General features: G+C 60.7%; 11 protein-coding genes and 1 other RNA gene. 6 read left to right on the forward strand and 6 right to left on the reverse strand.

Annotation, left to right across the window (positions count from 1 at the left end; genetic code table 11):
- Positions 1-21: 21 nt before the first annotated feature.
- On the forward strand, positions 22-1,386 hold the full coding sequence (locus tag K5K89_RS05605; RefSeq protein WP_025855569.1) for a DUF1329 domain-containing protein: 1,365 nt from the start codon (positions 22-24) through the stop codon (positions 1,384-1,386).
- A 241-nt stretch (positions 1,387-1,627) separates the two neighbouring features.
- Positions 1,628-4,357 carry a LuxR C-terminal-related transcriptional regulator gene (locus K5K89_RS05610; protein WP_071491175.1) on the forward strand — a complete coding sequence of 910 codons (2,730 nt, stop codon included), beginning with the start codon at positions 1,628-1,630 and terminating at the stop codon, positions 4,355-4,357.
- On the opposite strand, the gene K5K89_RS05615 is transcribed toward K5K89_RS05610, so the two are convergent.
- A complete protein-coding gene (locus tag K5K89_RS05615; RefSeq protein WP_222540997.1) occupies positions 4,354-5,625 on the reverse strand; it encodes a type II toxin-antitoxin system HipA family toxin in 1,272 nt (423 codons plus the stop codon). The two genes, K5K89_RS05610 and K5K89_RS05615, sit on opposite strands and share 4 nt — an antisense overlap.
- Entirely contained in the window at positions 5,625-6,092 is a 468-nt protein-coding gene (locus tag K5K89_RS05620) for a helix-turn-helix domain-containing protein (RefSeq protein WP_071491177.1), read from the reverse strand. The genes K5K89_RS05615 and K5K89_RS05620 overlap by 1 nt, the downstream gene beginning before the upstream one ends.
- A 138-nt stretch (positions 6,093-6,230) precedes the next feature.
- Here K5K89_RS05620 and K5K89_RS05625 point away from each other — a divergent pair, with 138 nt between their 5' ends.
- The gene (locus K5K89_RS05625; protein ID WP_093119787.1) at positions 6,231-6,875 is read left to right on the forward strand and encodes an MBL fold metallo-hydrolase; all 645 of its coding nucleotides are present in this window, start codon (positions 6,231-6,233) and stop codon (positions 6,873-6,875) included.
- 191 nt (positions 6,876-7,066) lie between these two features.
- Positions 7,067-7,840, forward strand: a complete 774-nt coding sequence (locus K5K89_RS05630; RefSeq protein ID WP_058422961.1) for an OmpA family protein — start codon at positions 7,067-7,069, stop codon at positions 7,838-7,840.
- Between the two features lie 61 nt (positions 7,841-7,901).
- On the opposite strand, the gene K5K89_RS05635 is transcribed toward K5K89_RS05630, so the two are convergent.
- The 4 genes from K5K89_RS05635 to K5K89_RS05650 form a co-directional block, all read right to left on the reverse strand.
- Positions 7,902-8,483, reverse strand: coding sequence for a BON domain-containing protein (locus K5K89_RS05635; RefSeq protein WP_012722284.1), 582 nt, complete (start codon positions 8,481-8,483; stop codon positions 7,902-7,904).
- A complete protein-coding gene (locus K5K89_RS05640; RefSeq protein ID WP_007904374.1) occupies positions 8,480-9,073 on the reverse strand; it encodes a phosphoheptose isomerase in 594 nt (197 codons plus the stop codon). The genes K5K89_RS05635 and K5K89_RS05640 overlap by 4 nt, the downstream gene beginning before the upstream one ends.
- A 92-nt stretch (positions 9,074-9,165) precedes the next feature.
- Positions 9,166-9,537, reverse strand: coding sequence for a YraN family protein (locus K5K89_RS05645; RefSeq protein ID WP_071491179.1), 372 nt, complete (start codon positions 9,535-9,537; stop codon positions 9,166-9,168).
- Positions 9,537-11,348, reverse strand: coding sequence for a penicillin-binding protein activator (locus tag K5K89_RS05650; RefSeq protein ID WP_071491180.1), 1,812 nt, complete (start codon positions 11,346-11,348; stop codon positions 9,537-9,539). The genes K5K89_RS05645 and K5K89_RS05650 overlap by 1 nt, the downstream gene beginning before the upstream one ends.
- A 175-nt stretch (positions 11,349-11,523) precedes the next feature.
- On the opposite strand from K5K89_RS05650, the gene rsmI reads away from it, so the two are divergent.
- Together rsmI and rnpB are read left to right on the forward strand one after the other, a co-directional pair.
- Entirely contained in the window at positions 11,524-12,429 is a 906-nt protein-coding gene (gene rsmI, locus K5K89_RS05655; RefSeq protein ID WP_222540998.1) for a 16S rRNA (cytidine(1402)-2'-O)-methyltransferase, read from the forward strand.
- 96 nt (positions 12,430-12,525) lie between these two features.
- An RNA gene (gene rnpB / locus K5K89_RS05660) (RNase P RNA component class A) lies at positions 12,526-12,879 on the forward strand.
- Positions 12,880-12,903 lie beyond the last annotated feature (24 nt).

Below are 12,903 nucleotides of genomic sequence, written 5' to 3' on the forward strand. Positions count from 1 at the left end.
GCATTTCAGGAAGACCAGAACATGAAAATAACCAAAAGTCTGTTGCACGTGGGTGTGCTTGGGCTGTCGATCCTGGCGAGCAACGTCATGGCGGCAGTCTCGGCGGATGAAGCCGCCAAGCTGGGCACGACCCTGACCCCGATGGGCGCCGAAATGGCCGGCAACGCTGCCGGCACCATTCCAAAGTGGTCGCCACTGCCCACCAACGCCGGCGCCGTCGACGCCCGTGGGTTCCTGGCTAACCCGTACGCCAGTGAGCAACCGCAATTCACCATCACCGCAGCGAACGTCGAGCAGTACAAGGACAAGCTGGCGCCGGGGCAGTACGCGATGTTCAAGCGCTACCCGGAAACCTTCAAGATGCCGGTCTACCCGACCCATCGCGGCGCCACAGTGCCGGCGGATGTGTTTGCGGCCATCAAGAAGAACGCCACCACCACCAACCTGGTGTCCGGCGGCAACGGCCTGGAAAACTTTGAAACCGCCGTGCCGTTTCCGATTCCCAAAAGCGGCGTCGAGGTGATCTGGAACCACATCACCCGCTATCGCGGTGGCAGCGTGACCCGCCTGGTGACCCAGGCCACGCCGCAAACCAACGGTTCCTACAGCCTGGTGTACTTCCGCGACCAATTTGTGTTCCGCGACAAGATGAAAGACTTCGACCCGAAAAACCCGGGCAACGTGCTGTTCTACTTCAAGCAGCAAGTGACCGCGCCGGCGCGTCTGGCCGGTGGTGTGCTGCTGGTGCACGAAACCCTGGACCAGGTAAAGGAACCGCGTTCGGCGTGGGTCTACAACGCCGGCCAGCGCCGTGTGCGCCGGGCGCCGCAAGTGTCCTATGACGGCCCGGGTACTGCGGCCGACGGCTTGCGTACCTCCGACAACCTCGACATGTACAACGGTGCGCCGGATCGCTACGACTGGAAGCTGGAAGGCAAGAAAGAGATCTACATCGCCTCCAACAGCTACAAGATCGACGATCCCAAGCTCAAGTACGCCGACATCATCAAGGCCGGCCACATCAACCAGGACCTGGCTCGCTACGAGCTGCGCCGTGTCTGGCACGTGGTCGCGACCTTGAAGGAAGGCCAGCGCCACATTTACGCCAAGCGTGACTTCTTCATCGACGAAGACACCTGGCAAGCAGCGGTCATTGACCACTACGACGGCCGTGGCCAACTGTGGCGTGTCGCCGAAGCCCATGCCGAGAACTACTACGACAAGCAAGTGCCGTGGTACGCTCTGGAAACTCTCTACGATCTGCAGTCCGGCCGCTACCTGGCACTGGGCATGAAGAACGAAGAGAAGCAGGCGTATGACTTCGGCTTCACTGCGACCACCAGTGACTTCACCCCGGCGGCCCTGCGCCAGGATGGTGTTCGCTAAGCTGCACGCGTAACTCAATGTGGGAGGGGCGGTGCGACGATTTGACTTGCCCCCGATAGCGGTGTGACAGTCAAACAGTGCATTGACTGATCCGCCGCCATCGGGGGGCAAGCTTCCTCCCACATTTTTTGTCGCAGTTCTTTTTCAGTCATTTGTAGCAAAGATCTACAAACCTGCCGCTTTTACCGCTAGTCTGCGGACATCTGCAATGCCGACCACAGCCTTCTACAAGAGCCCGGCGATGACTGATCTGTCCCGAATCCAAGGGCCTGCCAGTGCGGTAATCCCGACTCTGGAAGGTCGCTTCTACAGGCCACCGCTGCCTGACGGCTACGTGCTGCGACCGCGCTTGTGCGAACGCCTGAGCGCCGGGCTGGACGGGCGCCTGTTGCTGGTCAGCGCGCCGGCCGGGTTCGGCAAGAGTTCGTTGGCGGTGGAGTTCTGCCAGAGCCTGCCGGCCCATTGGCAAAGCCTGTGGCTGGGCCTGAGTCCGCGGGACAACGACCCCGGTCGTTTCCTCGAGCGTCTGCTCGATGGTTTGCAGCAATTCTTCACGCAACTCGGCGCCCAGTCCCTGGGCTTGCTGAAAATGCGCCAGCGTCACCAACCCTTTGCCTTTGAAGAATGGTTGGACGGCCTGCTCGACGAGCTGGCCGCGCACCTGTCCACCCGTGCGCCGCTGTTGCTGGTACTGGATGACTATCACCTGGCCCAGGGGCCGGTGCTTGACCGCTGCCTGCAGTTTTTCCTCAATCATCTGCCCGATGGCCTGGTGGTGATGGTGACCAGTCGCCAACGTCCGGACTGGCATCTGGCGCGGCTGCGTCTATCGCGCCACCTGCTGGAACTGAATGAACAGGACCTGCGCCTGACGCACGACGAATCCCTGGCGGTGCTGGATCGCCACAGCAACTCCCTGCGCGGCGAAGCCCTCGACAACCTGATTCGCCGCAGCGAAGGCTGGGTCGCCGGCCTGCGCTTCTGGTTGCTGGCCGCCTCCGAGGCCGGTAGCGACGGCACCTTGCCGCAAAGCCTGAATGGCGGGGAAGGGCTGATCCGCGACTATCTGCTTGAAGAAGTGATCGACTGTCTGCCGGCCGAAGTACAGGCGTTTTTGTACGATACAGCCCCGCAGGATCGTTTTTGCAGCGAACTCTGTGATGCTGTGCGTGAAGCCCACGACAGCGCCGAAATCCTGCGTTACCTGCAAGCCCACCAAGTCTTTCTGGTGCCCCTGGACGAGCAGGGCCACTGGTACCGTTATCACCATCTGTTTTCCGACCTGCTGCGCACACGGCGCGCCAGCAGCCATGTACTACCGGCCGCCAGCCTGCACCTGCGTGCGTGCCGCTGGTTCAACGCCCAGGGCTTGATCGATGAGGCGGTGGAACAGGCGTTGCGCGCCGGCCACCTGGATGTGGCGGCCAACCTGGTACAGAACCTGTCCGAAGAACAACTGCTGGCCGAGCAAAACGTGGGCATGTTGCTGCGCTGGAAAATGGACCTGCCCGACAGTCTGCTGATCAGCACGCCGCGTTTGATCGTGCTGTACAGCTGGGCGTTGGGCCTGGCTTGCCAGTTGGACGCGGCGGAAGAATTGTCCAGTTACCTCAGTCGCTTCCTGCCGGCACCGTCGGCCACCGCGCAAAAGTCGATGCTGGCCCAGTGGCTGGCGCTCAGCGGGATCATCGCCCGAGGCAGGGGGGATCGTGAGTTGACCCAACGCTATTGCAGCGAAGCGTTGGAAAGCCTGCCGCAACGGCGTTACGGCCAGCGCCTGATGTGCCTGTCGACGCTCTCCAACTTGGCCATCGTCGATGCCGACCTATGGCGCGCCCGTGGTTTGAATCGCGAATCCCTGGAACTGGCGCAGCGGGTCGGCAACCCGTTGTTCGAGGCCCTGGCCCATTATGACCGTGCGCGGGTGTTGCAGGCGCGCGGTGAAATCCTGCGTTCCCTGGATGAAGTGCGCCAGGGCTTGCAGCGCCTGCATGGCCTGGCGCCGCAGCGCTTGTACGCGGTGCGTGCGCGGTTGTCGCTCTACGAAGGTTTTTTGCTGTTGGTGCGCCTCCAGCCTGAAGCCGGTCTCGCTCGCTTGCGCGCCGGTCTCGCCGAAGCCCGGGCTTGCCGCGATATCAGCGTGTTGATCGGTCATTGCGTGATCGCCAGTTTCGAAGGGCGTCGGGGTCAATTCGCCACGGCGTTCGCCGAGCTTGCCGAGGCGGAGCGCCTGATGCATATCTGGGACGTGCCACCGATCTACTACCTGGCGATGATTACCCTGATCAAGTGCGAGCTGTGGTTGGCCCAGGGCCGCACCGACCTGGCTGACGCCTGGCTGACCCGCCTGGGGCAGACCTATAACGGCGAACACGCCGCCGCCGCGCCAGAATTCCATCCGCACCTGCCCCAGCATATCGGGTTGCAACAGGCTGCGTTGGACGCCACGCGCCACCAGCCCGCTGCGGCGCTGCAACGCCTTGATGAACTGGCGCAGCAGGCGCATAACAGCGGGCGCCAGATGATCGCCCTCATGGCACTGACCCAGCAGGCGCATTTACTGTTGGAGAGCGGCCAGGAGGCCAAGGCGCGTCCGCTGTTGGCACAGGCGCTGGAGGCGGGGGCCGGTGGCGCGTTGCAACCCTTCCAGCGTCTGCTGGAAAACCACCCGGACTGGATGCGCGAGCAACTCGCCAGAGATCCCCACGGCCTCTTGAACGAGAGCCTGCTGGCGCTGTTGCCCGTCGCCTCGGTGGTGGAGACAGTATCGACCCATGAAGCCTTGAGCACACGGGAGCTGGCGGTGCTGCAACTGATCGCTCAGGGCTGTTCCAATCAGGAGATCAGTAATCGGCTGTTTATCTCCCTGCACACGGTCAAGACCCACGCCAGCCACATCAACAGCAAGCTGGGCGTTGAGCGGCGCACTCAGGCGGTGGCACGGGCGCAGGAGCTGAGGTTGATCGGCTAGGCCTGGGCTTTTGCGAAAGCCGCAGCCATGTAGTCTTGTTCTCGCAGTGAAAGACCAACCGCCTGAGCCACGGTCCTCCAATGGCTGACTGAGTTGATGCAGTCAGCGATGATTTCATCCGCCTTCCCGAGGTTCACACGGAAGAAACCGGCGACTTCTCTCGCCAGTTCCAGATCCAGCGCATTGTCGTATTCGGTAATATTGAGTTTCAGGCCATCTCCCAGTGGCGTGGGATTCAAGTCATACGCATCCGAAAGGCGCCATCCGTTGCCTGGCTCCAGGATAAAGCCATGATTACGCAAGTGGTCGTCGGTGTTTGAAACCAGGATATTGAACACGATGCGCGTCCACAGCTCTTGCAGATCCTGGTTGGTATTCGAGCCGCTGCGCATCAGCACTTCACCCAGCTCCAGGTAGCTAGCGCCCGAGCTGGCGTCGTCACCATCGACTCGGCCAGTGAGCGTCATGGCGGATGCAAAGTGCAGACGGCCGCCTGCAGCCGTCCGGTCGAAACGTTTGACCATGAAGCAATGAAACTCGCTGGCATAGCGCTTGCCGATCGCAGAGGCGACCTTCAGGCCGCAGGCCTTGGCCAGGGCGTTGACGACCAGCTCCCAGCCGCCCACATCGTAGGTGTCGCGGGTCGAGGGAAATTTGGCGATCCATAGATGGTTGTCGTGGTCGGCAACGCTGGCCTTCGGGCGTGCACCGCCCAGGGAGCCGCCGGGTGCAATCAACATGCGTAGCCATTGCCGGCCTTCTGGGGCCCGATTATCCGGGTCGTTTTCCAGCTCGCGACTGGCTCTTTCCAGCGTATGCAGCTCGACAAAAGGCGGCGCGGCAATGGCGTCCTGATCATCGAGAAAACTGCCGGTATCGTTCAGCCGGTAGCGTAGGGCGCCGGCGCGAAAGAGATCGTGTACGCCAAGCAGATAGTCCGACTCGCCGAGCCGAGTATTCGCGTCGTATAGTCCGTCGCGGATGTCGCGTTCCAGGCGTCGTTTCATCAGCAATCGCCCCCAGCGATCCGGGCAGGAGTCGCTGAAGACACCAAACATGTTTCGCCCCTCAACAGGGAACTGAGCGCCTGCATAGGGGCCGATGCCCGGGTCGATCCGAACGGCGTTCAGCGCCCGGTCTTGCAATGCCAGAGGGTCGCTTTCGTACTCGAACTTTTCGGTCATCCGGGTTTTTCTTGCGTGCAGCCAACCAAGGCGCCGGGGGCCGTCGATACCTTCCCAGTCGGCATAAACCCCAATCATGGTCATTACGTGTCTGTCCTTTGCCGTGGTGGGATCAGTGCGGCCAGTGCGTCGCTGCTGATCGTGCCCTTGTCGGGAGGGGGCGTAGGCTTTGACGGTAGTGGCTTCTTGCGGGCGATGGCTTTGTTTCTTGTAACTTTCTCTGACTCCATCGGCTTATTCCTGCGCGACGCTGATGCCTTGCCCGTTAGCAGTGTTGCATCCTGCAGATGTCGACCCAGTTCATCGTCCGCTGCGACGGCGTTCAGGTCTTTTTCGAGGCCCAGCACCTGCAATATCGCCAGGTAAGCACCCATCGTGCTTCCTGAAGAGCCGCGCTCCAAGGCTCGAAGTGTCATCTGGGACATGCCGGCGCGCTCAGCTGCTTGCTTGGCAGTGATTTTTCGGCGCAGGCGCGCAAGTTTGATCCGCTCGCCGAAATCCGAAAGCAGGTGCTCGGTAGTGGGTAGCAATGGGGCGATTTTTTTTGCCATGCTATTATTCCTGCACTTTTTTGATGCGAAGTGCAAAAATAATAGCACTTCTATTTTTTTGTAAAGTGCAATTATTCTGGCGATAAAGGGCTCGGAACTATAGTTTAATTGCATTGATCACGATTCAGAGGCTCACCCATGACGCTCACGGCTCCCACGCTGATTCGCGAAACCTTCCCCGTAGGCCCCTTGCAGTGCAACTGCACCATCATCGGCGACCCCATCAGCAAAAAGGCCATCGTGGTCGACCCGGGCGGCAACCATGAGCTGATCCTGGCGCGGCTCGATGCCCTGGGCCTCAAGGTGGTCAGTATCATCCATACCCATGCCCATCTGGATCACTTCCTGGCGTCCGGCCAGTTGAAGGAGAAGACCGGTGCCACCTTGTACTTGCACAAAGAGGATCAATTCCTTTGGGATAATCTGGAAATGCAATGCCAGATGTTTCGCGTGCCCTACACCCCGGTGCCTTCGCCAGACCGCTGGCTGGAACATGATGAAGAGTTGGCCTGCGGGTGTGGCGTGGCACTGCACACCCCGGGGCATACGCCGGGCTCGATGAGCTTCTGGTTTGCCGATGCCAAGCTGCTGATTGCTGGCGACACCCTGTTCCGACGTGGTATCGGGCGTACGGATTTGTGGGGCGGCGACCAGGCGACTATCGTGCGTTCGATCAAGCAGCGGCTATACACGCTGGATGAGGGGGCGACCGTGGTGACCGGGCACGGCCCGGATACTCGACTGGGTGATGAAATGCGTGAGAACCCTTTTGTACGGGCGTGACAGATTAATTGCCGGGTAGGGCTGTTCTGTCAGAGGCAAACGTTGCAGCAAAAACTCAGGTCGTGTTCAGCGTGCGTCTGCTACGGTTGCTGTAGCGACGGAATTTTTGCCGTTTGTCGTGTTCCAAACTCGGCACAGGTCCATTGCCAATGTCCTTTGCACCATAGAATGCAAAAGTAGGAGCTTCCTTCATGTTCACTTCGCGTCGTCTGCTTGTTGTTGCTACCGCCGTAGCCCTGTTGTCCGGCTGCGCATCACCTAATCCTTATGACGGCAGCAGCCAGGGACAGGCGAGTAATGAATCCGGCGGTATGAGCAAGACCGCCAAGTACGGCGGCCTGGGTGCCCTGGCCGGTGCACTGGCGGGTGCGGCCATTGACCATAACAACCGTGGCAAGGGCGCGCTGATCGGTGCCGTGGTTGCAGGTGCCGGCGCAGCAGGTTACGGCTACTACGCCGATCAGCAGGAAAAGAAACTGCGCGAGAGCATGGCCAATACCGGGGTTGAAGTTCAGCGCCAGGGCGACCAGATCAAGCTGATCATGCCGGGCAACATCACCTTCGCCACCAACTCGGACGCGATCTCCAGCAGCTTCTACCAGCCGTTGAACAACCTGGCCAACTCGCTCAAGCAGTTCAACCAGAACACGATCCAGATCGTCGGTTACACCGACAGTACGGGCAGCCGTCAGTTGAACATGGACCTGTCCCAGCGTCGTGCGCAGAGCGTGGCCAACTACCTGACGTCCCAGGGCGTCAACGGTGCCAACCTGAGCGCACGCGGTGCCGGCCCGGATAACCCGATTGCCAGCAACGCCGACGTCAACGGCCGCGCCCAGAACCGTCGTGTGGAAGTCAACCTCGGTCCGATCCCGGGCCAGCAGTACGGCCAGCCAGGTGCTCAGCAACAGGCGCCGCAGCAGAACAACCAGTTCCAGGGCAACCCGTACTCGCAGTACCAGTAAACATTCGCTAATAAAAAGGGCGCCTGTGAAAGGCGCCCTTTTTTGTGGCTGCGTGATTACATCAATCGATGTATTCGAACACCTTCACGATTTTCTGCACGCCGGACACACCTTGCACCAGGTTGGCTGCGCGAGTGGCTTCGGCCTGGGTCAGCAGGCCCATCAGGTAGACGATACCATTGTCGGTCACGACCTTGATGCGCGAACCAGGGATCGCGTTATCGGTGAGCATCTGCGCCTTGATCTTGGTGGTCAGCAGGGCGTCGTTGCTGATGGCCAGCAGGGTGATCGGGTCCATCACCTGCAATTCGTTATGCACTTTCTTCACGCGCTGCACGGCAGCGGCGGCTTGCTCGGCCTGGGCCTTGAGGTCGGCGCGTGGCGTCTGGCCAGCGAGCAGTACGACGCCGTTGAAGCTGGTCACGACGATGCGCGAAGCGCCATTGCCCAGGTCTGGCGCGGCCTTGGCAACGTTGACCTCGACCTTGGTTTCGATCAGCGAGTCATCGATCTTGCTGCCGAAAGTGCGGGTGCCCTTGTCATCCTGAATAGGGGTGTCACGTGTCGCGGTGATGGCCGTGCTGCAGCCGCTGATAGCGAGGCACAGGGTGATGGCCAAAAGGCTGAGGCGGTTAACGGTCATTCTTCACTCCCAAACAGTTGGCTGTCGATCAGATCGCACAGGCAATGGATCGCCAGCAGGTGGACTTCCTGGATACGTGCGGTGACATTGGCCGGGACACGAATTTCCACGTCTTCAGGCAACAGCAGTGAGGCCATGCCGCCGCCATCGCGCCCGGTCAATGCTACGACAATCATTTCGCGATCATGTGCGGCCTGGATCGCTTGAATAATATTCGCCGAGTTGCCGCTGGTGGAAATCGCCAGCAGCACGTCACCCGGTTGACCCAGGGCGCGAATCTGCTTGGAGAAGATTTCGTTGTAGCTGTAGTCGTTGGCAATCGAGGTGATCGTCGACGAGTCGGTGGTCAAGGCAATGGCTGGCAGGCTTGGGCGCTCACGCTCGAAGCGGTTGAGCAGCTCGGACGAAAAATGCTGGGCATCGCCGGCCGAACCGCCGTTGCCGCACGAAAGCATTTTGCCCTCGTTGAGCAAGGCGTTGACCATGACCTGACTGGCTTGCTCGATGTGCGGTGCAAGTACGTCCATCGCCTGTTGCTTGGTGTCGATACTGGCCTGGAAAAGCTGGCGAATTCGGGATTGCATGTCCATCTGTGTGACCTTAAGTAGCGCGGCTGTTTGGCACAGGAATGTGCAGCCCGCAAAGCAAAGAGCAAAAGTGTGTGGTGAAGATGTCCGGCGAATCAGCTGTCGAAGGCATTCTTGAGCCAGTTCAGATCAGCCTGACCAGACGGTGTGCTTTCTATGGCAACCACATCGAAACGGCAGGGGGCGTCGGCCCAGCGATGCTCTTTTTGCAGGAAAAACTGCGCGGCGAGTATCAGCTTCTGACGCTTGCGCCCGTCGATACTGGCGAGCGCGCCACCCCATTGTGCGTGTTTTCTGTAGCGGACTTCGACGAATACTACTGTATCGCCGTCAAGCATGACCAGATCAAGCTCACCGCGTTTACATAACCAGTTCTGCGCCAGCAGGCGCAGACCTTGTTGTTGCAAATACTTCAGGGCTTGCAGTTCGGCGTCCTTGCCGCTTTGTGCAGTGGACCGCTCGGGCATCAGCGCGGAGTGTCCGGCAGGCGCTGGATCTCGCCACCGACAAACTTGGCCCAAGGCATCTGGCGATCAACGCGCTGGTTGGCGCTGATACCCAGGTTGCCCGACAGGCCGTCGACACGGGTGTCTGGCAGCGCCTTGAGTTGTCCCAGGCGCGGCGCCAGGCGGTAGGCGTCGACGCCCATCGCGTACAGGCGGCCGAGGCTGCCATTGGCTTGTGGCCATTGTGCGGCTACCTGGTTGCGCAGTGGGTCGGTAGTGTTGAGCAACCACGGTGTTTCGCAAAACATCACGTTGGTCATGTCCAGGTACTGGTTCTTGTCGCCGCTGGCGCTGAACACGTGGGACGTGGCGTATACCGGCACGTCGCCGGCATATTGGAAGTTCAGGGTCGGCTTGATCTGCTGGGCCAGTTGCGGTGTCACGGCCAGGAAGATGAACTCGATGTCCTGGCGACGCGACGGCTGCGCGGCGACATCGGTGCCGACGGTGCTTTGCAGGCTCTTGGCGCGGCCTTCGCTTTTGCGCAGCTGGAACAGATCGGCAATTTGCTGGGCGAGGGCGACGGGCTGATCGACATACTCAACCCCCATGACCTGGCCACCATTGGCTTCCCAGTCCTGGCGGAAGGCTTTGTAGACACGCTCACCCCATTCGCCACGCGGAACCATGGCAGCGGCGCGATGCAGGCCGTCGGCACGGGCGCGGCGTGACACTTCGCGGGCTTCGTCTTCAGCGGCCAGGCCGAACTGGAACAGTTGCGCCGGGCTGCGATCAGTCTCGCTGTAGTTCAACGCCAGGGTGGTGATCGGCAATTGCGGGCGGGCACTGAGCTGTTTGACCAAAGGCTTCTCCAGCGGGCCGACCACCAATTGCACACCGGCGGCCTGGGCCTTGGCGTAGAAGTCGTCGAGGGAGGTCAGGCGTGAGCTGTCATAGAACTCGATGACCGGCGGCTTCTGCCCCGCTTGTTCGGCCTGGTAGTGCGCCGCCATGAAACCTTCACGCAGCGCTTTGCCGACGGAGGCCAGCGGGCCGTCCTGTGGCAGCAGCAGGGCGATCTTGTTCAGAGGCTGGCTGGCCAGTTCCTTGAGCTTGGTCAGCGGCGTTGGCAATTGCACGGCAGCCGGGTGGCCCGGATTCTGTGCGCGCCAGGTGTCGATGGCCGCCTGTTGCTGCTCCAGCGTACCGGCGCCCTTGACCGACTGCGCCAGGGTGATCCAACCATCCAGCACCGGATTGCCGCTGGCTTGCAGCTGTTCGGCCGGCACGGCGGCAATCAACGCCCAGATGGCTTCGTGGTTGTTGTTGGCGGCATCACCCGTGAGCAGTGGGGCCATGGCGACACGTTCCCGGGCTGCAGCCAGGGTCTGGCCGTCGGCTTCATAAGCGCGGGCGTGCACGCTGGCGGTGCGGATCTGCTGTTCAGGCGGCAGGTCCTTCAGGTTTTGCAGGCTCGGGTGGCTCAAGGCAGTCAGCGCCGCCTTGGGCTGGTTGCGCGTCATGGCCAGTTCGGCAGCCAGGGTGCTGGCAAATACTTGCGCGGCGGGCTTGAGGACATCCAGGGGCACTTGCGCAAGAATCTGCGACGAACGCCCAGGGTTGTTCTGCTTGTAGGCCATGTCTGCCGCACTCAGGCGCAGCAACGCGGCCTTTTCTGGCGTCTTGGCGGTAGTGGCCTGTTCGAGCAGTTGCTCGATACTGGCGTCCGGGGTCCGTGGAAGGTCGCCAAGGCTGGACGAGGGCGAGCTGGCGCACGCGGCCAATAAGGCAGCGAGGCAGAGGGCGGAGAGCAGCCGCAGGCAAGCGATCATGTAAGTGTTCCTGATACCGATCAAATTAGCGTGGAATTGTACCCAAGCACTGGCCCAGGCGCGATGTTACTGGCGTGAAACCGTCGAATTAGGTCGTGCAAATGTTGCAACTGGCGTTAAACGGCTGAAAAGGCATCGGCGGTGATGGCATATTTCAAGGCGCCTACGCGCTACAATGTCGCTTTTGCCAATCATCGAGGTGTGCGTTTTGACTGCTCCAGGTCCTTTGAATTCCACTGCAGGCTCGCTTTTTGTCGTGGCGACGCCCATTGGCAACCTGGACGACATCAGTGCGCGGGCACTGAAAGTGTTGCGCGAGGTTAAATTGATCGCGGCGGAGGACACACGGCACTCCCAGCGTTTGATGCAGCATTTTGGTATCAGCACGCCATTAGCCGCGTGCCACGAACACAACGAGCGCGAAGAAGGCAGCCGTTTTATCGTGCGGCTGCTGGCCGGCGATGATGTGGCGCTGATCTCCGACGCGGGTACACCCCTGATCTCCGACCCTGGCTACCATCTGGTGCGCCAAGCGCGGGCCGCTGGTATCAATGTAGTGCCTGTTCCGGGAGCGTGCGCGCTGATTGCGGCGTTGTCGGCGGCGGGTCTGCCGTCCGACCGTTTTATTTTCGAGGGTTTCCTGCCGGCCAAGGCCGTTGGGCGACGTGCGCGGCTACAAGCGTTAAAGGAAGAGCCGCGCACCTTGATCTTCTATGAAGCCCCCCATCGCATCCTCGAATGCCTGCAGGACATGGAGCTGGTATTTGGCGGCGCGCGCCTGGCACTGCTGGCCCGTGAGCTGACCAAGACCTTCGAAACCCTCAAGGGTCTGCCGCTGCAAGAGTTGCGTGCGTTTGTCGAAGGCGACAGCAATCAGCAGCGCGGCGAGTGTGTGGTGCTGGTCGCAGGCTGGACCGCGCCTGAGGACGAAGATGCGGTGGGCAGCGAGGCCATGCGCATCCTGGACCTGCTGCTCAAGGAGATGCCCCTCAAGCGTGCGGCCGCCCTGGCGGCGGAAATCACAGGGGTGCGCAAGAACCTCTTGTATCAAGCGGCGCTGGATAAACAAAAAGGCGAATAGTTCCAGGGTTAAAGCGGTATTCCGTCTGAACGTGATGGCAATTCTGAACTTTTATTACTTGTCCTAAGTCCGTCGTGCCGTTAACCTGCGCGGCGGAGAGTCGATTGGACAGTCGCTGCCCTCTATGAAAATTAGGGGGGGGAGGAAAGTCCGGGCTCCATAGGGCGAAGTGCCAGGTAATGCCTGGGAGGCGTGAGCCTACGGAAAGTGCCACAGAAAATAACCGCCTAAGCACTTCGGTGCCGGTAAGGGTGAAAAGGTGCGGTAAGAGCGCACCGCACGACTGGCAACAGTTCGTGGCTAGGTAAACCCCACTTGGAGCAAGACCAAATAGGGTCCCAAGGCGTGGCCCGCGCTGGGACCGGGTAGGTTGCTAAAGATGTCCAGTGATGGCCATCGTAGACGAATGACTGTTCAAGACAGAACCCGGCTTATAGATCGACTCTCCACCTTTTTCCTTCTGTCCGAATCTCG

The sequence above is a fragment of the Pseudomonas sp. DR208 genome (assembly GCF_019823005.1).
Classification (GTDB): domain Bacteria; phylum Pseudomonadota; class Gammaproteobacteria; order Pseudomonadales; family Pseudomonadaceae; genus Aquipseudomonas; species Aquipseudomonas extremorientalis.